22 protein-coding genes, 1 tRNA gene and 1 riboswitch are annotated in these 19,462 nt (G+C 57.0%); of the genes, 21 read left to right on the top strand and 2 right to left on the bottom strand.

Features of this window, described 5'->3' with window-relative positions; translation table 11 throughout:
- Nucleotides 1–161 precede the first annotated feature (161 nt).
- From pocR to cobT, 21 genes are all read left to right on the top strand, one after another.
- Nucleotides 162–1,073 carry a transcriptional regulator PocR gene (pocR, locus tag ACSZO4_RS10190; RefSeq protein ID WP_437888811.1) on the top strand — a complete coding sequence of 304 codons (912 nt, stop codon included), beginning with the start codon at nucleotides 162–164 and terminating at the stop codon, nucleotides 1,071–1,073.
- A gap of 228 nt (nucleotides 1,074–1,301) precedes the next feature.
- Nucleotides 1,302–1,481, top strand: a riboswitch (cobalamin riboswitch).
- A 101-nt stretch (nucleotides 1,482–1,582) separates the two neighbouring features.
- Nucleotides 1,583–2,962, top strand: coding sequence for a cobyrinate a,c-diamide synthase (locus ACSZO4_RS10185; RefSeq protein ID WP_437888810.1), 1,380 nt, complete (start codon nucleotides 1,583–1,585; stop codon nucleotides 2,960–2,962).
- On the top strand, nucleotides 2,959–3,924 hold the full coding sequence (gene cbiB, locus ACSZO4_RS10180; protein WP_437888809.1) for an adenosylcobinamide-phosphate synthase CbiB: 966 nt from the start codon (nucleotides 2,959–2,961) through the stop codon (nucleotides 3,922–3,924). Before ACSZO4_RS10185 ends, cbiB begins: the two co-directional genes overlap by 4 nt.
- Nucleotides 3,925–3,929: 5 nt before the next feature.
- On the top strand, nucleotides 3,930–4,559 hold the full coding sequence (locus ACSZO4_RS10175) for a cobalt-precorrin-8 methylmutase (RefSeq protein ID WP_437888835.1): 630 nt from the start codon (nucleotides 3,930–3,932) through the stop codon (nucleotides 4,557–4,559).
- Nucleotides 4,559–5,698 carry a cobalt-precorrin-5B (C(1))-methyltransferase CbiD gene (gene cbiD, locus ACSZO4_RS10170; protein WP_437888808.1) on the top strand — a complete coding sequence of 380 codons (1,140 nt, stop codon included), beginning with the start codon at nucleotides 4,559–4,561 and terminating at the stop codon, nucleotides 5,696–5,698. The genes ACSZO4_RS10175 and cbiD overlap by 1 nt, the downstream gene beginning before the upstream one ends.
- Nucleotides 5,692–6,297, top strand: a complete 606-nt coding sequence (gene cbiE, locus ACSZO4_RS10165; RefSeq protein WP_437888807.1) for a precorrin-6y C5,15-methyltransferase (decarboxylating) subunit CbiE — start codon at nucleotides 5,692–5,694, stop codon at nucleotides 6,295–6,297. The genes cbiD and cbiE overlap by 7 nt, the downstream gene beginning before the upstream one ends.
- Nucleotides 6,287–6,856, top strand: a complete 570-nt coding sequence (locus ACSZO4_RS10160) for a decarboxylating cobalt-precorrin-6B (C(15))-methyltransferase (RefSeq protein ID WP_437888806.1) — start codon at nucleotides 6,287–6,289, stop codon at nucleotides 6,854–6,856. The genes cbiE and ACSZO4_RS10160 overlap by 11 nt, the downstream gene beginning before the upstream one ends.
- Entirely contained in the window at nucleotides 6,849–7,622 is a 774-nt protein-coding gene (locus tag ACSZO4_RS10155) for a cobalt-precorrin-4 methyltransferase (RefSeq protein ID WP_437888805.1), read from the top strand. The genes ACSZO4_RS10160 and ACSZO4_RS10155 overlap by 8 nt, the downstream gene beginning before the upstream one ends.
- Nucleotides 7,603–8,658: a cobalt-precorrin 5A hydrolase gene (gene cbiG, locus ACSZO4_RS10150; RefSeq protein ID WP_437888804.1), complete on the top strand. Its 1,056-nt coding sequence runs from the start codon at nucleotides 7,603–7,605 to the stop codon at nucleotides 8,656–8,658. Before ACSZO4_RS10155 ends, cbiG begins: the two co-directional genes overlap by 20 nt.
- Entirely contained in the window at nucleotides 8,658–9,383 is a 726-nt protein-coding gene (locus tag ACSZO4_RS10145; RefSeq protein ID WP_437888803.1) for a precorrin-3B C(17)-methyltransferase, read from the top strand. The genes cbiG and ACSZO4_RS10145 overlap by 1 nt, the downstream gene beginning before the upstream one ends.
- Nucleotides 9,380–10,165 (top strand): cobalt-precorrin-6A reductase, encoded by a 786-nt coding sequence (locus ACSZO4_RS10140; RefSeq protein WP_437888802.1) that lies wholly within the window; start codon nucleotides 9,380–9,382, stop codon nucleotides 10,163–10,165. The genes ACSZO4_RS10145 and ACSZO4_RS10140 overlap by 4 nt, the downstream gene beginning before the upstream one ends.
- Nucleotides 10,166–10,175: 10 nt before the next feature.
- The gene (gene cbiK, locus ACSZO4_RS10135; RefSeq protein WP_437888801.1) at nucleotides 10,176–10,970 is read left to right on the top strand and encodes a sirohydrochlorin cobaltochelatase; all 795 of its coding nucleotides are present in this window, start codon (nucleotides 10,176–10,178) and stop codon (nucleotides 10,968–10,970) included.
- Nucleotides 10,967–11,695, top strand: a complete 729-nt coding sequence (locus tag ACSZO4_RS10130; RefSeq protein ID WP_437888800.1) for a cobalt-factor II C(20)-methyltransferase — start codon at nucleotides 10,967–10,969, stop codon at nucleotides 11,693–11,695. Before cbiK ends, ACSZO4_RS10130 begins: the two co-directional genes overlap by 4 nt.
- A complete protein-coding gene (gene cbiM / locus ACSZO4_RS10125) occupies nucleotides 11,673–12,410 on the top strand; it encodes a cobalt ECF transporter S component CbiM (protein ID WP_437888799.1) in 738 nt (245 codons plus the stop codon). The genes ACSZO4_RS10130 and cbiM overlap by 23 nt, the downstream gene beginning before the upstream one ends.
- A gap of 1 nt (nucleotide 12,411) precedes the next feature.
- A complete protein-coding gene (locus tag ACSZO4_RS10120) occupies nucleotides 12,412–12,693 on the top strand; it encodes an energy-coupling factor ABC transporter substrate-binding protein (RefSeq protein ID WP_437888798.1) in 282 nt (93 codons plus the stop codon).
- A complete protein-coding gene (locus tag ACSZO4_RS10115) occupies nucleotides 12,677–13,357 on the top strand; it encodes an energy-coupling factor ABC transporter transmembrane protein (protein WP_437888834.1) in 681 nt (226 codons plus the stop codon). The genes ACSZO4_RS10120 and ACSZO4_RS10115 overlap by 17 nt, the downstream gene beginning before the upstream one ends.
- 8 nt (nucleotides 13,358–13,365) lie before the next feature.
- Entirely contained in the window at nucleotides 13,366–14,181 is an 816-nt protein-coding gene (locus ACSZO4_RS10110) for an energy-coupling factor ABC transporter ATP-binding protein (RefSeq protein WP_437888797.1), read from the top strand.
- Nucleotides 14,178–15,701: a cobyric acid synthase gene (locus ACSZO4_RS10105; protein ID WP_437888796.1), complete on the top strand. Its 1,524-nt coding sequence runs from the start codon at nucleotides 14,178–14,180 to the stop codon at nucleotides 15,699–15,701. The genes ACSZO4_RS10110 and ACSZO4_RS10105 overlap by 4 nt, the downstream gene beginning before the upstream one ends.
- On the top strand, nucleotides 15,695–16,240 hold the full coding sequence (cobU, locus tag ACSZO4_RS10100; RefSeq protein ID WP_437888795.1) for a bifunctional adenosylcobinamide kinase/adenosylcobinamide-phosphate guanylyltransferase: 546 nt from the start codon (nucleotides 15,695–15,697) through the stop codon (nucleotides 16,238–16,240). The genes ACSZO4_RS10105 and cobU overlap by 7 nt, the downstream gene beginning before the upstream one ends.
- Entirely contained in the window at nucleotides 16,237–16,977 is a 741-nt protein-coding gene (gene cobS / locus ACSZO4_RS10095) for an adenosylcobinamide-GDP ribazoletransferase (RefSeq protein WP_437888794.1), read from the top strand. The genes cobU and cobS overlap by 4 nt, the downstream gene beginning before the upstream one ends.
- A gap of 29 nt (nucleotides 16,978–17,006) precedes the next feature.
- Nucleotides 17,007–18,065: a nicotinate-nucleotide--dimethylbenzimidazole phosphoribosyltransferase gene (cobT, locus tag ACSZO4_RS10090; protein ID WP_437888793.1), complete on the top strand. Its 1,059-nt coding sequence runs from the start codon at nucleotides 17,007–17,009 to the stop codon at nucleotides 18,063–18,065.
- A gap of 142 nt (nucleotides 18,066–18,207) precedes the next feature.
- Here cobT and ACSZO4_RS10085 read toward each other — a convergent pair.
- Nucleotides 18,208–18,295 (bottom strand) — tRNA-Ser (locus ACSZO4_RS10085).
- 226 nt (nucleotides 18,296–18,521) lie between these two features.
- Complete coding sequence (locus ACSZO4_RS10080; RefSeq protein WP_437888792.1) at nucleotides 18,522–19,259, bottom strand: metallophosphoesterase; 738 nt, start codon at nucleotides 19,257–19,259, stop codon at nucleotides 18,522–18,524.
- Nucleotides 19,260–19,462: the final 203 nt, after the last annotated feature.

Here is a 19,462-nt window from a genome sequence, read left to right as displayed (position 1 = left end):
TCACGAACGGACTAAATCGTCTCCCAGGGATGGGAGACTTTTGTTATCTTAATTTCAGTTTGTCATCAGCGCTTGTTGAATAATTTCATTCAGGTTGAATGATGTGTGAACAAATCGGTTTTTTTATAACAATAAATTAAAATTAACTGAGAGGTTTTATCATGATTTCTGCGAGTGCCCTTAACTCGGAACTCATTAATAAAATCGCCCAGGATTTTGCACAAGCCACCGGTCTGGCCGTTGTTGTCGTTAATATCCACGGCGAAGAAATATCCGAGCTTTTTAATTTTACCCCCTTTTGCCAGTTGATGCGGCAGAACCCACAGCATAGCGCCCGTTGCCGCATGAGTGACCGCTGCGGCGGTTTTGAGTCCTCAAAATCCAATCAGCCCTGTATCTACCGATGCCATGCCGGGTTAACGGATTTTTCCATTCCGCTGGTGATTGCCGGGCATCTGGTTGGTTTCGTTCTGTGTGGCCAGGTACGCTTACGTGAAGGCGACGACGTTGAATTGATTAATATTCTTAACATTGACGATCGCTGGCAGGACGATAAGACGCTGATGGATGAGTTTCTTAACGTGCCGGAAATGGACTATTCGCGGGTGATAGCCTCGGCGGATCTGCTCAAGCTTATCGTTGAAAATTGCCTGAAAAAACAGATCAATTTTGTGGTGATCAAAGATCAACAGCAGTCCCCGGAGAGTGCGAAAAACAGCCGTAGTCAGGGGCCGCATGACGGTAAAATGAAGAAAGCCCTGCGCTATATTGATGCCCATCTCTCGGACGAGTTGCGCCTTGAGGATGTGGCCGCGCATGTTTATCTCAGCCCTTATTACTTCAGTAAATTGTTCAAAAAATATCAGGGCATCGGCTTTAATGCGTGGGTAAACAGCCAGCGTATGGCCAGTGCGAAAGAGATGCTGTGCCACAGTGACTGGAGTATTGCCAGTATTGCGCGCAATTTAGGCTTTTCCCAGACCAGTTATTTTTGCAAAGTTTTTCGGCAAACTTATCAGGTCACGCCGCAAGTTTTTCGCCTGCAAAATAATGCAAACTATGACGGTGATTAAATTTCCGATAACAATATTTTGTTATTCACCGGGGCAATAAAATCGCCTGAACTGCCGTTTAAATAAGGCGTTAAAGAAAATGGCAGGCAATAAATTGTTATAGCGCAACAAATTATTGTCCTGATGAGGGTAAACTCAACCAGTTTTTATTTCCATGATGCGATAGATTGCAGTCAGGGAAAATTTACCGTTTCACTCAGCCAGAAGAAACTGAATCTGCTGAGAGGTAAACCATTAAAGCTATCAGGTTCGCCGCAAACGTTTTGCGGCAGGGAAGGGGGTGAGAATCCCCCGCAGCCCCCGCTGCTGTGATGCTGACAACCCCGTTATAACCACTGACCGCAAGGTCGGGAAGGGCGGGCGAGGATGACGCTAAGCCAGAAGACCGACCTGATGGATGACACTCAACAACTTCGGTGGGAAGTCGGTTGCTCAGACGCGTACAGTCACTGCACTGGGATTCCACGCATCCTGACACAGCCTTTCCACCCCGAACGGGGCCTGAAGGTATGTCTGACGAGCGTTGCGCCTTTATTCTTGCCGGTACCGGAAGCGGCTGTGGTAAAACCACGGTCACGCTTGGGTTGCTGAATGCATTGCAGCAGCGTGGCAAACGGGTGCAGCCGTTCAAAGTGGGTCCGGATTACCTCGATACCACATGGCATACCGCCCTTACCGGCGTTCCGTCCCGCAATCTCGATAGTTTTATGCTACCCGCTGCGACCCTCAATGCCCTGTTTAACCAGCAGATGCAAACAGCGCAAATCGCGGTGATTGAAGGTGTGATGGGGCTGTATGACGGCTATGGCACGGATCCGAACTATTGCAGCACCGCGGCGCTGGCAAAACAACTGGGCGTGCCGGTTATCCTGCTGGTGGACGGTAAAGCGGTCTCCACCTCTATTGCCGCTACGGTGATGGGATTTCAGCATTTTGACTCCCGGTTGCGTATTGCCGGGGTGATCGTTAACCGCGTGAACAGCGACAGCCATTATCAACTCCTTAAACACGCCATAGAGCACTACTGCGGTATTCCTGCGCTCGGATACGTACCGGTAACACCTGAGGTTGTTCTGCCTGAGCGTCACCTGGGGCTGGTGACCGCCCGGGAGTCGCATATCGATACCCGGCCATGGCGTGATTTTGCTGCCCGTATTGAACAGACTCTGGATATCGACAGGCTCCTTTCCCTTAGCGCGCTTGCGACATTGCCGCCTGGCGAATGGCCGCCACTACCCGCCGCCGATGCCGGGAAAGGCCTGACGCTGGCGCTCGCCGATGATGAGGCTTTCAATTTTTACTATCCGGACAATCTGCAATTGCTGGAAAACAGCGGGGTGAAGATTGTGCGTTTCAGTCCGCTGCATGACGCCAGTCTGCCCGAATGCCAGATGCTGTGGCTGGGTGGGGGTTATCCGGAACTGCATGCCCGTGCGCTCGCGGAAAATACCAGCATGCTGGCGTCTGTTCGCGCGGCCCACCAGCGTGGCGTGGCCATCTACGCGGAATGCGGCGGCCTGATGTACCTGGGGACAAGGTTACGCGATCTGGAGGGTAACGTTCACTCGCTGGCCAATGTGATCCCCGGCGACAGCCAGATGGGCAAACGGCTGACCCGTTTTGGCTACTGCGAAGCCACTGCATGCCAGCCGACGCTGCTTGCCGATGAAGGCGAAACCTTGCGCGGGCATGAATTCCACTATTCCGACTTTACCCCGAAACAGGCTGCCGTCATGGATTGCCAGAAAAGCCGCGATGGCAAAATTTTGTCGCAGTGGCAGGGCGGCTGGCAGGTAGGGAATACCTACGCCAGTTATCTCCACATTCACTTCGCCCAGCGACCTGAGATGCTGCATCGCTGGATTAGCGCCGCAAGGAGCGCAGGATGACCGTCCTCGCCTGGTGTGTGGCCTGGCTGCTTGACCGCTGGTTGGGGGATCCCCCGCACTGGCCGCATCCGGTGCGCTGGATTGGCGCACTGATCAATTTTACCCAACGTGGAGTGCGTCGGGTTTGTCACTCAGCCAGCGCGCTGCGTATCGGCGGCGGGGTGATGTGGCTGGTTGTTGTTGGCATTACCTGGGGTGTGGCATGGGGAGTGTTAACGCTTGCGACAAAGATTCACCCCTGGTTTGGCTGGTGCGTTGAAGTGTGGATGATTTACACCCTGCTGGCAGCCCGCTGCCTGGATGATGCGGCGCGGGAAGTCGAGCGCGCTTTACGCCACGGCACATTGAGCGACAGCCGGGAAAAACTCTCCTGGATTGTCGGGCGCGATACCTCACAGCTGCAACCGCCGCAAATCACCCGTGCGGTAGTCGAAACCGTTGCTGAAAACACCGTCGATGGCGTTATTGCCCCTCTGTTCTTTTTATTACTCGGCGGTGCGCCGCTGGCGATGGCCTACAAAGCGGTCAATACCCTGGATTCCATGGTCGGCTACAAGCATGAAAAATACCGGGCTATCGGCATGGTCAGCGCGCGTCTTGATGATGTTGCCAACTTTATCCCGGCTCGCCTGAGCTGGCTGCTACTGAGCTTTGCTGCGTGGCTTTGTCGCCACAATGCCGCCGGAGCGCTACGCATCGGCTGGCGCGATCGCCGCAATCATAGCAGCCCCAACTGCGCATGGTCTGAAGCCACGGTGGCGGGTGCGCTGGGGGTGCGCCTTGGTGGGCCGAATGATTATTTTGGCGAGCGGGTCGAGAAACCCTGGATTGGCGATGAGATCCGCGCCATCAACATTGACGATATTTCGCACACAATCCGGCTGATGTGGGTCTCTTCCACACTTACGCTGGCACTGTTTGCACTTTTGCACGTTACGCTGGCAGGAGCAGCACTGTTATGACAACGATGGAATATTTACAGCAACCTCAGGCCATTGAGGACAAAAGTTTTGTCATTATTGGCGACATCATTCGCGATACGCGTCCTGATTACCGTTTTGCCAGCCCGTTGCACGAAGCCATTATAAAACGCGTTATCCATACCACGGCCGATTTTGACTGGCTGGATATTCTGTGGTTCTCCCCGGACGCGCTGGAAAACTTAAGCCGTGCCCTGCGCAGCGGCTGCACCCTCTATACCGATACCACCATGGCGCTGTCCGGGATCAACAAAACCCTGCTGGCGAAATTTGGCGGTGAGGTGAAGTGCTATATCAGCGACCCAAGAGTGGTGCGTGCCGCGAAAGAGCAGGGGATCACCCGATCCATGGCGGCCGTGGATCTGGCGCTGAATGAAGACGGCGATAAGGTCTTCGTCTTTGGCAATGCGCCAACCGCGCTGTTTCGTTTGCTGGAGAAAAATGTTCAGGTGCGTGGCGTCGTGGGCGTGCCGGTTGGGTTTGTGGGGGCTGCGGAATCCAAGGATGCGCTGGTGGAAAGCGGCTTGCCCGGTATTGCTGCGCTGGGGCGCAAAGGGGGCAGCAACGTGGCGGCAGCGATTATCAATGCCTTTCTCTACTCCATGCGGGAGGCGTAATGAGCGAAGAGGCTTTCGACACGCCGGTGTGGCATAACGGCAAGGCGCTGCGTAAAGGTTATACCACCGGATCCAGTGCGACGGCGGCGGCAAAAGTCGCCGCCCTGATGGTGCTGCGCCAGCATATTATTCACCAGGTGTCGATAGTCACTCCCTCCGGCGTCACGCTGCGTCTTAACGTTGAATCTCCGCATATCGAAGGCCAGCAGGCGATTGCGGCTATCCGTAAAGACGGCGGCGATGATGTGGATGCCACCCACGGCATGCTGATTTTTGCCCGCGTTACCCTCAATGACAGCGGCGAGATTGTTCTGTCCGGCGGCGAAGGGATTGGCACTGTCACCCGCAAAGGGATCGGTTTACCTCCGGGCAGCGCCGCCATTAATCGGACGCCACGCCAGACCATCGAAGCCGCCGTGCGTGAAGTTATTGGCCCATCGCGCGGGGCTGAGGTGGAGATTTTTGCCCCGGAAGGGGAAGAGCGGGCGAAGAAAACCTACAACAGTCGGCTGGGCATCATCGGCGGGATCTCCATTATTGGCACCACCGGGATTGTCACGCCGATGTCAGAAGAGAGCTGGAAACGCTCGTTATCGCTGGAGATGGAAATCAAGCGCGCCGCCGGACTCACGCGAGTGGTGCTGGTGCCTGGCAACCACGGCGAACGCTTTGTGCGTGAACAACTGGGATTGTCCGGCGAAATCGTGGTCACCATGAGCAACTTCGTCGGCTTTATGATTGAAGAAGCGGTGCGGATGGGCTATCAGCAAATTGTGCTTATCGGGCATCCCGGCAAACTGGTCAAAATCGCCGCCGGGATCTTCCACACCCACAGCCACATTGCGGATGCGCGCATGGAAACCCTGGTCGCGCACCTGGCGCTGCTGGGCGCGCCTCATGACTTATTGCTGAAGGTCAGCGAATGCGATACCACCGAAGCGGCCATGGAGCATATCGACGCCGCAGGTTTTAGCCATCTCTATAACCATCTTGCTGAGCGTATCTGCCAGCGGGTAATGCTCAATCTGCGTTTTACCCAAAACCCCCCGCAGTGCGATGCCATCATGTTCTCCTTTGATAACCAGATCCTCGGCTCTAACCGCCCGGTGCAGGCGATTGCGGAGGATTTGCGATGCTGACCGTGGTCGGAATGGGGCCTGCCTCTCTGGGGTTAATGACCCCGATGGCGCTTGAGGCCGTCAAACAGGCCGATGTGCTGGTGGGCGGCAAGCGCCATCTGGCGCAGTTCGAGGACTTTGTCGGCGAGCGCCATGCGCTGGATGCCGATATTCCCGGCCTGATGCGCTGGATCGCCGCGCAGCAAGGGCGACGCGTGGTGGTGCTGGCCTCCGGCGATCCGCTTTTCTACGGCATTGGTAAACGGCTGGTGGCGGAGTTTGGCATTGCGCAGGTGCGCATTATTCCGGGTATCAGCGCAGTGCAGTATCTGTGTGCGCAAACCGGCATCGATATGAACGATATCTGGCTGACCAGCTCCCACGGGCGCGACGTCGATTTTTCTGCACTGGTGCGCTCCGCCAAAACCGCCATGGTCACCGATACCCGCTGCGGGCCGCGTGAAATCGCCGCCGGGCTGGTGGCGCGTGGTGCCGGGGAGCGCTGGCTGGTGATTGGTGAAAATCTCGCCATGGACAATGAACGCATTCACTGGCTGAAGGCCCGTGATGTCAGTGAGCAGTATGAAATGAATGTGGTGGTGATCCTGAATGAAAGATGAGCTGTTTTTACGCGGTGAAAGCGTGCCGATGACCAAAGAAGTGGTCCGCGCCCTGGCCCTGTCCCGGCTGAATTTATCTGCGGCCCGTCATTTTATCGACATTGGCGCAGGAACCGGCAGCGTCTCCATTGAGGCCGCGCTCTGCCATCCTCAGCTACAGGTAACGGCTATTGAGCGCAACCCGGCAGCACTGGCATTGCTTGCTGAAAACTGCCAGCACTTTGGCTGCCGCAATATTTCGATTGTGGCAGGCGTTGCGCCGCTGAGCGTTGAGCAGCCCGCCGACGCCATTTTTATGGGCGGCAGCGGCGGCAATCTGACGCAACTGATTGACTGGTCGCTGGCGCAACTGAATCCGGGCGGGCGACTGGTGATGACCTTTATTTTGCAGGAGAACCTCAGCGCCGCGCTGAACCATCTGACCGCCTGCAAAGTTGCCGCTCTGGACTGCCAGCAGATCCAGGTATCGCTCCTCAATGCGCTGGGCAGCGGCCACTATTTCAAACCGAATAACCCTGTTTTTGTGATTTCCTGCGAGAAGGAAGAGTCTCATGGCTGAACAATTTGATGCACAGACCGTCTGGTTTGTTGGCGCGGGGCCGGGGGATCGTGAACTGATCACCCTGAAAGGCTACCGCCTGCTGCAACAGGCACAGGTCGTCATTTACGCCGGTTCGCTGATCAATACCGAACTGCTTGATTACTGCCCGCCGGGTGCCGAATGTCACGACAGTGCTGAACTGCACCTCGAACAGATAATCGACCTGATGGAAGCCGGAGTGAAAGCCGGGAAAGTGGTGGTGCGCCTGCAAACCGGCGATGTGTCGCTGTACGGCTCTGTCCGCGAGCAAGGGGAAGTGCTCAGCGCGCGCGGCATTGACTGGAAGGTGGTCCCGGGCGTCAGCGCCTTCCTGGGGGCGGCGGCAGAGCTGGGGGTGGAATACACCGTCCCTGAAGTCTCACAAAGTCTGATCATTACCCGCCTCGAAGGTCGTACGCCGGTGCCTCCGCTGGAGCAACTGGAATCCTTTGCCAGCCACCAGACCTCGATGGCGATTTATCTCTCGGTACAGCGTATTAACCGGGTTGCCGAGCGGCTGATTGAAGGCGGCTATCCGGCAACCACGCCGGTGGCGGTGATTTACAAGGCCACCTGGCCGGAAAGTCAGACGGTGCGCGGCACCCTCGCAGACATCGCCGACAAGGTCCGCGATGCCGGAATACGTAAAACCGCACTGATCCTCGTTGGCGCATTTCTCGGCGAGGAGTACCACTACTCACGTCTTTATGCGGCGGACTTTAGCCATGAATACCGTAAAGCCTGAATCCATTGCGCTCTTTTGCCTGACGCCCGGCGGCGTTGCCCTGGCCAATCGGCTGAAACTGGCGCTGCCCATGACCTGCTACACCAGCGAAAAACTGCTGGAAGAGGGATTTATTCCTTTTGATGGCGGTTTTGCCAGCTCTTTGCGTACCGCGTTTAGCGAGCATTCCGCGCTGGTGTTTATTGGCGCGACCGGGATTGCGGTGCGGGTGCTGGCGCCTCTGGTAAATGACAAATTTAGCGACCCGGCGGTGATCGTGATCGATGAGCGCGGTCAGCATGTGATCAGCCTGCTGTCCGGCCATTTTGGCGGCGCTAATGCGCTGGCCTGTTATCTGGCGGGGGTGCTGGGTGCCGACCCGGTGATCACCACCGCCACCGATGTCAATGAACTGGCGGCACTCGATACCCTTGCCTGTCAGCTGGATGCGCGCATGGAGGATCTGCGCACCGGGGTAAAGACCATCAACCACTGGCTGGTCAGCGGTAAACGCATCGGCCTGTGGTGTGATGACGACCTGCGCGATGAAGTTGAACGCTGCGACACGCGCGGGTTTATTCCGGTGGATTCTCTGCACGATTTGCCGCCGCTGACGGCGCTGGTCTGCGTCACGGTGCGGGCAAATTTGCCGGAGGTTGAGGTGCCGGTCTTTAAGCTGGTGCCCCGGCGGGTGGTGGCGGGGATTGGCTGTCGCCGGGACACCCCTTATGCGCTGGTCTCGGGGCTGCTGAACCGGCAACTGGCTGCCCACGCTTTCGACCCTCTGGCGCTGCGGGCGATAGGCAGTATCACCTTAAAAGAGCATGAAAAAGCACTGACGCAACTGGCGCAAAGCCTGCGGGTGCCTTTTGAAATTTTTACTGCTGATGCTCTGCGTCAGCATGAACATCGTTTCCCGGCGTCAGAGTTTGTTCGTCAGACTGCCGGCGTGGGAAGCGTCTCCGGACCGGCAGCGTGGCTGATGAGTCGTGGGCAACTGGTTGGCGAGACCCTGCGTGAGCAGGGCGTCACTATTACTTTGGGAGTTTCACACTGATGTTAACCGTAATCGGGATTGGCCCTGGCTCACAGGCCATGATGACCCAGGAGGCGATTGAAGCCTTGCAGGCGGCAGAAATCGTCGTCGGATACAAAACCTACACCCACCTGGTAAAAGCCTTTACCGGCGACAAGCAGGTGATCAAAACCGGCATGTGCAAAGAGATTGAACGCTGCCAGGCGGCGATAGAGCTGGCGCAGGCCGGGCACAACGTGGCGCTGATCAGCAGCGGCGACGCGGGGATTTACGGTATGGCCGGGCTGGTGCTGGAGCTGGTGAGCAAACAGAAACTGGACGTTGAAGTACGCCTGATCCCAGGCATGACCGCCAGTATTGCCGCCGCCGCGCTGCTCGGTGCGCCATTGATGCACGACTTCTGCCATATCAGCCTCAGTGACCTGCTGACCCCGTGGCCGGTGATTGAAAAACGCATCATTGCCGCCGGTGAAGCGGACTTTGTTATCTGTTTCTACAATCCGCGCAGTCGTGGCCGCGAAGGTCATCTTGCGCGCGCATTTGAGCTGCTGGCGGCAAGCAAAAGCCCGGAAACGCCAGTGGGCGTGGTGAAATCAGCCGGGCGTAAAAAAGAAGAAAAATGGCTCACCACCCTGGGACAGATGGATTTTGAACCGGTGGATATGACAAGCCTGGTGATTGTCGGTAACAAAGCGACCTATATCGCAGATGGCCTGATGATCACCCCGCGAGGTTACGAGCTGTGAGTGCAGGCGCGGTGCTGGTGATGGGCGGCACAAGCGATGCACGCCTGATTTGCCAACGGCTCGACGCCGCCGGGGTGAATTACACCCTGTCTGTCGCCACCCCTACCGGGCAGGATCTGGCGGGAGACATTCGCGGCGAAGTGCGCTGCGGGCGTATGGATTTCGATGCCATGGTGACGTGGCTGACAAACCACCAGACGCGCTGGGTCATTGATGCATCTCACCCGTACGCGGAAGTGGTCAGCGAGACTCTGATGCGCGCCTGTGAACAAACCGGCGTGTTGTTGAGCCGCTACCAGCGTCCGGAGCAGCTTGCGGAGCTTGAGCATCCGCAGCTGTTTAAAGTGCCCTCTCTGGAGGCTGCCTGTGAGGTGGCAAAAGGATTCGGGCCGCGGGTATTGCTGACTACCGGCAGTAAAGATCTGGCGCGCTGGCGCACAGGGCTTAGCGAGAAAACCTTGCTTGCCCGGGTGCTGCCGGTTGCCGATGTGATGACGCAGTGTGCTGAAAATGGTTTTGGCGTGGCGGAAATCTATGCCATGTGCGGGCCATTTAGCGCGGAGTTTAATGCCGCATTTTATCGTCAGTGCCGGGCCGATGTGGTGATAACCAAAGCCTCGGGCGCTGAAGGTGGATACCGGGAAAAAGTACAGCCGTGCCTGGATGCGGGGATCCCCTGCATCGTTATTACCCGCCCGCAGCCTGCGGTGACGGGAGATGAATTACTGGAAAGCCAGCAAGCCTTTGCCCGGCGTTTGCTGCGCTGGCTCGCGACTCAGTGAGGATAACAACATGAAAAAAGCCCTGTTGGTGATTAGTTTTGGCACCAGTTATCACGAGACCTGTGAAAAGAATATTGTGGCATGTGAACGTGATTTAGCCGCAAGTTGCCCGGATCGCACCCTGTTCCGGGCCTTTACCTCCGGGATGATCATCCGCAAGTTAAAACAGCGCGACAACCTGCATATCGACACGCCGCTTCAGGCGCTGCAAAAGCTGGCCGAGCAGGGGTATCAGGATGTGGCTATCCAGTCGTTGCACATTATCAACGGCGATGAATACGAAAAAATCGTCCGCGAAGTTCAGACCCTGCGCCATCTGTTTAAGCGGATGGTGATTGGCGCGCCGCTACTCAGCAGCCATGACGATTATATGCACCTTATGCAGGCGCTCGCCCGGCAGATGCCTTCCCTTGCTGACGGTGAAAAAGTGGTCTTTATGGGCCATGGAGCAAGCCACCACGCCTTTGCGGCTTATGCCTGCCTCGACCATATGATGGCGGCCCACCGTTTCCCGGCCCGGGTTGGGGCGGTGGAAAGTTATCCGGAAATTGACGTCCTGATCGATGGCCTGCGCCGTGACGGCGTCAGCGCAGTGCATTTGATGCCGCTGATGCTGGTGGCGGGCGATCACGCCATTAATGATATGGCTTCCGACGAAGAAGACTCCTGGAAAACGCAATTTGAACGTGTCGGCATCGCCGCCACTCCGTGGTTACAGGGACTGGGAGAAAACAGCGATGTGCGCGCCATGTTTGTCGCCCATCTTCATCAGGCCATGAGCCAACAAATGGAGGAAGCGGCATGAGTGGCAAGCTTTACGCATTAGGAATTGGTCCAGGGGCCAGCGATCTGATAACCGTCCGGGCCGCCCGGATTCTGGGTAAACTCGATGTGCTGTATGCGCCAGCCGGGCGCAAAGGTGGAGACAGCCTCGCGCTCTCTATCGTGCGGGAATACCTGGGCGAACAGACCGAAGTTCGCTGTACTCATTTCCCGATGAGCGCCGACAGCGCCGAAAAAGAAGCCGTGTGGGATGAAGTGGCTGCGGCGTTAACGGCAGAGGCAGAGGCCGGGAAACAGGTCGGGTTTATTACCCTTGGCGACGCCATGTTATTCAGTACCTGGGTCTTTTTATTGCAGCGTATTGGTCGCCCTGAATGGCTTGAAATTGTCCCAGGCGTGACCTCATTTGCCGCCATCGCCGCCCGTACGATGACGCCGTTGGCCATGGAGCAACAATCGCTGGCGGTGGTCTCCTGTACCGCGCCCGAAGATGAGATCAAACAGGCCCTGGCGAACCATGAAAGCCTGGTGCTGATGAAAGTGTATGGCCGTTTTGCGCGCATCAAAGCCTTGCTCGCTGAGGCCGGATTGCTGGATCGGGCGGTGATGATGGCTGAGGCAACATTACCCGGCGAGCAGTGCTGGCGAAAACTTGCCGATGTTAATGATGAGCAGGCACTTCCTTATTTCTCGACCATCCTCGTGAATAAACAGTGGAGCACCTATGAAACTGGAACAACAGCTTAAACGATTGTCGTTGAGTGGGCTGGCAGCGGGATTACTGCTGCTGGTGGTACCTGAACAGGCTTTTGCGATGCACATCATGGAGGGTTTTTTACCGCCGATGTGGGCGCTGGCCTGGTGGATCCTCTTCTTACCCTGCCTGTGGTATGGGCTGGTTCGCCTGCGCCAGATTGTGGCCGAGGACAGTAACCAGAAAATCCTGCTGGCACTGTGCGGCGCCTTTGTTTTCGTCCTGTCGGCGCTGAAAATTCCGTCCGTCACCGGCAGTTGCTCTCATCCGACCGGGGTAGGGCTGGCGGTGATCCTCTTTGGGCCGGGCGTGGTGGCGGTTCTTGGCGCTATCGTGCTGCTGTTCCAGGCGCTGTTGCTGGCGCACGGGGGGCTCACGACGCTGGGAGCCAACGGTATGTCGATGGCGGTCATCGGGCCGGTGGTCGGCTATATGGTCTGGAAAATGGCCTGCCGGGCCGGACTGCGCCGTGACGTCTGCGTGTTCCTGTGCGCTATGCTTGCGGATCTGGTGACCTATTTCGTCACCTCCGTACAGCTGGGAGTCGCGTTCCCGGATCCCGAAACAGGCGCCACCGGTTCAATCGTTAAATTTATGGGTATCTTCTGCCTGACTCAAATTCCGATTGCCATTGCTGAAGGGCTGCTGACGGTCATGATTTACGATCAGCTTACCAAACGACAGTTGATCCCGGCGCAAGGACATTAAGATGAAAAAGACACTGATATTGCTCGCAATGGTCATTGGGCTGGTGATTCTGCCCTTCTTTATCAATCACGGTGGCGAATACGGTGGTTCAGACGGCGAGGCGGAAAGCCAGATCCAGGTTGTCGCCCCCCATTATGAACCCTGGTTCCAGCCGCTGTATGAACCGGCCAGCGGTGAAATTGAAAGCCTGCTTTTCACCCTGCAAGGGTCGATTGGCGCGGCGGTGATTTTCTATATCCTGGGTTATATGAAAGGCAGACAGCGTGCTGAGCAACGGGCTTGATCGGCTGAGTTACCAGAGCCGCTGGTTTAAGGTTGCGCCGGAGCGGAAGTTCTTTGTCTGGCTGCTGATGATGGTGCTGGCTTTTACTCTGCCGCCGCCCGGTCAGGGGATCCTGCTGGCGGTCGTGGCAGCGTTCACCTGCTGGCTGCTGCGAATTAGCTTCTGGCGCTGGTTACGCTTCCTGAGCATCCCGCTGGCGTTCCTGCTGGTTGGCGTGCTCACCATTTTACTGAGCGTGGCCGTGGAGCCCGCGCGAATGCTGGTGGCGATCCCGCTCGGGCATTACTGGCTGGGGGTGCTGCCGGAAGGTCTGACTATGGCGAACGCCACTTTCTGGCGTAGCCTGGCGGCGCTGGCGGCAACTTTCTGGCTGGTGCTGAACCTGCCGTTTCCCCAGCTTATCGTGCTGCTGAGAAAAGGGCGGGTGCCGCGCCTGCTGACCGAACAAATTCTGCTGACCTGGCGGTTTATCTTTATTCTGCTCGAAGAGGCGATGGCTATTCACCGGGCGCAAACCCTGCGTTTTGGCTATCGTACATTGCCGCAGGGCTACCGTTCTCTGGCGATGCTGGTTGGACTGCTCTTTACCCGCGTGCTGCTGCGCTATAAAGCGATGGCCATTACGCTGGATATCAAACTGTACCAGGGTGATTTTCACCTCTAAGGAAAACTATGCTGGCGACCGATGCGCTGTGGTTCAGCTACCAGGATGAACCGACCCTGAAAGGGTTGACGCTTGATTTTTCCCGCCAGCCTGTCACCGGGCTGGTGGGGGCTAACGGCTGTGGGAAATCAACGCTGTTTATGAATCTGAGCGGCATTTTGCGCCCGCAGCAGGGAGCGGTATTGTGGCAGGGCAAACCGCTGGATTACAGCAAGCGCGGGCTGCTTGCCCTGCGCCAGCAGGTGGCGACGGTCTTTCAGGATCCTGACCAGCAGATTTTCTACACCGATATCGACAGCGATATTGCCTTTGCGCTGCGCAACATTGGCGTACCGGAGCCAGAGATAGCCCGGCGCACGGACGATGCGCTGACCCTAGTCGATGCACAGTCTTTTCGCCACCAGCCCATCCAGTGCCTGAGTCACGGGCAAAAAAAACGAGTCGCCATCGCCGGGGCGCTGGTGTTGCAGGCGAAATATCTGCTGCTGGATGAGCCCACTGCGGGTCTTGATCCCTCCGGACGCGCGCAGATGGTGGAGATTATTCAGTGCATTGTGGGCCAGGGAAATCACGTGGTGATTTCCAGCCATGATATTGATTTAATTTATGAGGTTTGCGATGCGGTGTATGTTTTACGCCGTGGCGAACTGCTCGCCGGAGGCTGTCCGGGAGAGGTTTTCAGCCAAAAAGAGCGGATTGAACAGGCCGGGCTGACCCAACCCTGGCTGGTTAAACTGCATAGCGAACTGGGGATGCCCCTTTGCAAGAGCGAGGCGGAATTCTATGCCCGTATGCGTAACACATATATTAAGGAGGCGTCATGACCCTTGCTGTCATGCTTCAGGGAACGGCTTCAGACGTAGGGAAAAGCGTACTGGTCGCTGGCCTGTGTCGCATCTTTTATCAGGATGGGCATAAAACCGCCCCCTTTAAATCGCAGAATATGGCGCTGAACTCCGGTATCACCCCGGACGGGCAGGAGATGGGGCGGGCACAGATTTTTCAGGCCGAAGCGGCCGGGATAGTACCGGATGTGCGGATGAATCCGGTGCTGCTTAAACCCACCAGTGACCGCAAAGCCCAGGTGGTGCTGATGGGCAAAGTGGCCACCGATATGGACGCCGTTAGCTATCACGAATACAAGCCGCGCCTGCGCAAACAGATCATCGGCGTTTACCAGAGTCTGGCGGGTGAATATGACGCCATTGTCCTGGAAGGCGCTGGCAGCCCGGCGGAAATTAATCTGCGTGACCGGGATATCGTCAATATGGGTATGGCCGAGATGGCGCAGTGCCCGGTCATCCTGGTGGCCGACATCGACAGGGGGGGCGTATTTGCCGCCATTTACGGCACCCTGGCGCTGTTACAGGAGCACGAACGCTGGCGGGTAAAGGGCGTGATCATTAATAAATTTCGTGGTGACGTGGCGCTGCTAACCCCCGGCATTAAGCAGATTGAAGAACTGACCGGCGTTCCGGTGCTGGGGGTGATGCCCTGGCTGGATGTGGATTTAGAGGACGAAGACGGTGTGGCGCTTCAGCGCGGGAAATATCTGCGTACCGGGGAACGGGCTGTCGACATTGCCGTTGTGCAACTGCCGCATATTTCCAACTTTACCGATTTTAATGCCCTCGCTGCCCTGCCGGATGTGCGGGTGCACTATGTTCGCTCCCCGGATGAGTTGCACGATGCCAGTCTGATTATTCTTCCTGGCAGTAAAAATACCCTTGGCGACTTACGCTGGCTACAGGAGAGCGGACTGGCGCAGGCGATATTGCAGGCCAGCCGCCGCGATGTGCCGGTGCTGGGGGTGTGCGGTGGTTACCAGATGCTCGGCGAAACCATCGTTGATGAGGTGGAGTCGGGGCTTGGCACGCAGCCCGGTCTGGGCTTGCTCAATACCCTGACCCATTTTGCGCACAACAAAACCACCACACTGGTGGGCGCCACGGTTCAGGGCGAACTGCCCGGACTGTTGGCCGGTTGCGCGCACCTTGAGCTTCAGGGCTACGAAATCCATATGGGAGAAACCACGCTGCACCCTGGCTGTCGCCCGCTGTTGTGGCTGGAAAAAGAGGGCGTGCTTATTGCCGACGGCGCCGTCAGTGAAAATGGTCTGGTGTTTGGCACCTATCTGCATGGCCTTTTCGACAGCGATGCTTTTACCCGCACGTTTATTAATGCCCTGCGCGCACGCAAGGGGCTTCCTCCTCTGGACATCACCGTCGATTACGCCCGCTACAAATCGCAGCAGTTCGATCGGCTGGCGCAGGGGATGCGGCAGAATATCGACATCGACAGGATCTATCAGATTATGCATCAACATCAGGAGCAGGCATGTTAACCCTGGTCACCGGCGGGGCGCGCAGCGGGAAAAGTCGGCATGCTGAATCCCTCGTTGCGAACGCCAGGGGCGTGGTTTATATCGCCACCTCGCAGATTTTTGATGCTGAGATGGCCGCCCGTATTCAGCATCACCGGGACGGTCGTCCCGCGCACTGGCGCACCGAAGAGCGCTGGCAGGATCTGGCGGAGATCATAACGACCGATCAGGCAGCCGATGAAGCCATTTTGCTGGAGTGCATTACCACCATGGTGACCAATCTGCTGTTTGCTTATGGCGGCGACAGCGACCCGGATGGCTGGGATTATGCGGCGCTGGAAACCCAGGTAAATGATGAGATCGAACGCTTAGTTGCCGCCTGCGCCCTTTGCCCGGCGCACATTGTGCTGGTGACGAACGAAGTCGGGATGGGCATTGTGCCGGAGAATCGTCTGGCCCGTCATTTTCGCGATATCGCCGGACGCGTGAATCAGCGGCTGGCGCAGGCGGCGGATGACGTCTGGCTGGTGGTGTCGGGGATTGGAGTCAAAATTAAATGATCAAACTGTTGTGGGCGACCTTTGCCTTTATTACCCGACTCCCCGTACCCGAACGCTGGACCCAGGGGCTGGAAACCCGGGATTACGTGCGCTGCATCGTTAACTTCCCGCTGGTGGGTCTGGTGCTGGGCGCGCTCAGCGGCGTGGTCTGGCTGGTGCTTGAGCCCTGGTGCGGCACGCCGCTGGCAGCGCTTTTTACCGTACTGGCTCTGGCGCTGCTTACCGGCGGCTTTCATCTCGACGGGCTGGCGGATACCTGCGACGGGGTGTTTTCTGCCCGCACCCGTGAGCGGATGCTGGAAATCATGCGCGACAGTCGGCTGGGAACCCACGGCGGCCTGGCGCTGGTCTTTGTGCTGGTCGCAAAAATTCTGGTTATCAGCGAGCTTGGTCTGCGCGGGCTGTCGGTACCGGTGGCGCTGGCGGCCGCCTGCGCTGCGGGACGAGGCTGTGCGGTAGTGATGATGTACGGTCACCGCTATGCCCGTGAGGAGGGACTGGGCAATCTCTTTATCGGTAAAGTCACTTTCCGCCAGGCGCTGATAACGCTGGCGCTGGCTGCCGTTGTCGCCGCTGGGCTGCTGGGTATGAAAGGCTTGATGGCGGTGCTTATCACTACGCTTGCAGTCTTCGGGCTTGGCATCATGCTCCGGCGCACGCTGGGTGGGCAAACCGGCGACACACTGGGCGCCGCCATTGAACTGGGTGAACTGGTCTTCCTTCTGGCGCTGCTGTAAGCAGCCCGTAAACAAAACTGAGAATTCCTATGCAAACACTGACGTCGTTACTGGCAGCAATTCCTGCACTCGATCAGGCCGCGATGGCCCAGGCGCAACAGCATATTGATGGATTACTCAAGCCACCCGGAAGCCTGGGGCGACTGGAGTCACTGGTGGTGCAGCTTGCCGGTATGCCTGGACTGGGCGGCAAGCCGCAGTCCGGCAAAAAAGCGATTGTGGTGATGTGTGCCGATCACGGTGTCTGGCATGAAGGTGTGGCGATTTCACCCCAGATAGTGACCACGATTCAGGCGACCAATATGACCCAGGGGACTACCGGGGTCTGCGTGCTGGCCGCTCAGGCGGGGGCGAAAGTGCATGTGCTGGATGTTGGGATCGACAGCGACCCTATTGCAGGCGTGGTGAACATGAAAGTCGCGCGCGGTAGCGGCAATATTGCGCAAGGTCCGGCGATGAGTCCGCAGCAGGCGCAGGAGTTGCTGCTGGAAACCATCCGCTATACCCGTGAGCTGGCCGCCAGCGGCGTGCAGCTTTTTGGGGTGGGGGAGTTGGGGATGGCGAACACCACGCCAGCGGCGGCGATTGTCAGCGTGCTGACCGGCGAGGAGCCGGAGTCGGTGGTCGGGATTGGCGCGAACCTGCCGGAATCTCAGCTTGGGCATAAAGCGCAGGTGGTGCGTCGTGCGATCGAGGTTAATCAGCCGGACGCAACGGACGGGCTGGATGTGCTGGCGAAAGTCGGGGGCTTTGATCTGCTGGGAATGACTGGCGTGATGCTGGGGGCGGCATCCTGCGGCCTGCCGGTGGTGCTCGATGGATTTCTCTCCTATGCCTCAGCCCTGGCGGCGTGTCGTATCGAACCTAAGGTGAAAAGCTACCTGATCCCGTCGCACCTGTCGGCAGAGAAAGGAGCGCGTATTGCGCTGCAAAATCTCGGACTGGAGCCGTATCTCAATATGGGGATGCGTCTGGGAGAGGGCAGCGGCGCTGCTCTGGCAATTCAACTGGTCGATGCCGCCTGTGCAATGCACAACAATATGGGCACGCTGGCGGGCAGTAATATCGTGTTGCCAGAAACAAAATAACGGGCTCAATGGTCGCTGAGCGTCCGAATGCTCCTCTTACCTGAAGGGTGAGGGGAGCGGATGTACGCTGGCTGTCGAATCCCGGTAAATGCTATATGCGAAAAAAAAGCCCGTACTTGCGTACGAGCTCTTCTTAAAATGATGGCGGTGAGGGGGGGATTCGAACCCCCGATACGTTGCCGTATACACACTTTCCAGGCGTGCTCCTTCAGCCACTCGGACACCTCACCACATTTTTTACTGTCGACCCACTGGGGGGCAACGGGGCGCTACTATAGGGAGTTGCATGAAAACGGTCAAGCATATTTTCGGCAATGATGATTGTTCGCTTAAGGTGTGAGCAATATAAAGCAGGCGAAGATAATCGCGGACCCAAAAGACCGCAAGATCGCTTTCCCCGTAAGGGAAATGGCCTCAACGCTGGCGTTTCTTGCTGAAGGATGACGTCAAATAAACTCAGACCGCGATATGGTGACTGACAAGCGAACCCTTGCGTACAAGATGAATCATTAAATAGGCCGGGTCGTTTATGGCGGGGATGTGATCAGTACCAAACCACAGAGGGTTAGCTGGGCAAATCGACCCACAGATATAAGTGGGGATCCCGGCGAAAATACCCATTACCGGGCGATGAACATGCCCTGTCGAAATAGCAGCCGGGCGCTGCGGATGATGATTGAGAAATGCCTCAAGTTTAGCGCTGTCCCGACACATGATGTGATCCATTGGCGCAATACCACTCTCAATCACATGATGATGTAAAAACAGAACAGACATTGTTGACGCTTCAGTCGGTAAATTATCGTTCAACCACTCAAGATGCTGCGCTACTGCTCCGGCAGATTCTGCTTTTATCGTTGTATCCAGCCCAATAAGGCGTAGTTGGCCTAAATCAGCAACAAAATGGCAGGCCGCGGGTAAGGCATTTTTACACCAGCTATTGTCACCAAAAACGAGACGCATCTGCTCGCGGTTATCGGAATTACCCGGCAGAATGTACCCAGGGTATGGCCTGGAGCCTAACTTTTCGGCAATGGATTGATAGCCCTCAAACCAGTCATCATCAATAAGATCGCCGCTGATGACCAGCGCATCGGGTTGGATCTGGTCGAGCCATGCTAATGCGCGGTCAAGTCGGGACAGATTTTCATTGTCCGGCCCGGCATGAATATCTGAAATTTGAGCGATGATCATCCGTCTCTCCGGCAAGCAGGGGAGGTAAACAATATCAGATTCCCTGGTTGAGCGGATGGAAAAAGGCCTCACAGTGCGGATAGAAAATGTCTGTGGGCCTGGGGCGGCAAGCTATTTATCCATTAACTGTATTAGTCGCGACTTGATCTGACACTTGACCTTGAAAGGTTGAGAGTTACCGGTTTTGATATGGGTGTCGAATC

Source organism: Phytobacter sp. V91 (assembly GCF_965644225.1).
GTDB lineage: Bacteria > Pseudomonadota > Gammaproteobacteria > Enterobacterales > Enterobacteriaceae > CBFFRJ01.
The sequence above is the reverse complement of the archived record's forward strand: the minus strand, read 5'-3'. Positions and strand labels throughout refer to the sequence as shown.

What these genes read in the sequence shown, in the direction of transcription:
- cobT (WP_437888793.1), top strand. Translation starts at nt 17,007, where the DNA reads ATGCAAACACTGACGTCGTTACTGGCAGCAATTCCTGCACTCGATCAG.
- ACSZO4_RS10160 (WP_437888806.1), top strand. Translation starts at nt 6,287, where the DNA reads ATGAAAGATGAGCTGTTTTTACGCGGTGAAAGCGTGCCGATGACCAAA.
- cbiB (WP_437888809.1), top strand. Translation starts at nt 2,959, where the DNA reads ATGACCGTCCTCGCCTGGTGTGTGGCCTGGCTGCTTGACCGCTGGTTG.
- cobS (WP_437888794.1), top strand. Translation starts at nt 16,237, where the DNA reads ATGATCAAACTGTTGTGGGCGACCTTTGCCTTTATTACCCGACTCCCC.
- ACSZO4_RS10175 (WP_437888835.1), top strand. Translation starts at nt 3,930, where the DNA reads ATGGAATATTTACAGCAACCTCAGGCCATTGAGGACAAAAGTTTTGTC.
- cbiG (WP_437888804.1), top strand. Translation starts at nt 7,603, where the DNA reads ATGAATACCGTAAAGCCTGAATCCATTGCGCTCTTTTGCCTGACGCCC.
- cbiM (WP_437888799.1), top strand. Translation starts at nt 11,673, where the DNA reads ATGAAACTGGAACAACAGCTTAAACGATTGTCGTTGAGTGGGCTGGCA.
- ACSZO4_RS10080 (WP_437888792.1), bottom strand. Translation starts at nt 19,259, where the DNA reads ATGATCATCGCTCAAATTTCAGATATTCATGCCGGGCCGGACAATGAA.
- cbiK (WP_437888801.1), top strand. Translation starts at nt 10,176, where the DNA reads ATGAAAAAAGCCCTGTTGGTGATTAGTTTTGGCACCAGTTATCACGAG.
- ACSZO4_RS10145 (WP_437888803.1), top strand. Translation starts at nt 8,658, where the DNA reads ATGTTAACCGTAATCGGGATTGGCCCTGGCTCACAGGCCATGATGACC.
- ACSZO4_RS10185 (WP_437888810.1), top strand. Translation starts at nt 1,583, where the DNA reads ATGTCTGACGAGCGTTGCGCCTTTATTCTTGCCGGTACCGGAAGCGGC.
- ACSZO4_RS10110 (WP_437888797.1), top strand. Translation starts at nt 13,366, where the DNA reads ATGCTGGCGACCGATGCGCTGTGGTTCAGCTACCAGGATGAACCGACC.
- cbiE (WP_437888807.1), top strand. Translation starts at nt 5,692, where the DNA reads ATGCTGACCGTGGTCGGAATGGGGCCTGCCTCTCTGGGGTTAATGACC.
- pocR (WP_437888811.1), top strand. Translation starts at nt 162, where the DNA reads ATGATTTCTGCGAGTGCCCTTAACTCGGAACTCATTAATAAAATCGCC.
- ACSZO4_RS10155 (WP_437888805.1), top strand. Translation starts at nt 6,849, where the DNA reads ATGGCTGAACAATTTGATGCACAGACCGTCTGGTTTGTTGGCGCGGGG.
- ACSZO4_RS10105 (WP_437888796.1), top strand. Translation starts at nt 14,178, where the DNA reads ATGACCCTTGCTGTCATGCTTCAGGGAACGGCTTCAGACGTAGGGAAA.
- ACSZO4_RS10120 (WP_437888798.1), top strand. Translation starts at nt 12,412, where the DNA reads ATGAAAAAGACACTGATATTGCTCGCAATGGTCATTGGGCTGGTGATT.
- ACSZO4_RS10130 (WP_437888800.1), top strand. Translation starts at nt 10,967, where the DNA reads ATGAGTGGCAAGCTTTACGCATTAGGAATTGGTCCAGGGGCCAGCGAT.
- cbiD (WP_437888808.1), top strand. Translation starts at nt 4,559, where the DNA reads ATGAGCGAAGAGGCTTTCGACACGCCGGTGTGGCATAACGGCAAGGCG.
- cobU (WP_437888795.1), top strand. Translation starts at nt 15,695, where the DNA reads ATGTTAACCCTGGTCACCGGCGGGGCGCGCAGCGGGAAAAGTCGGCAT.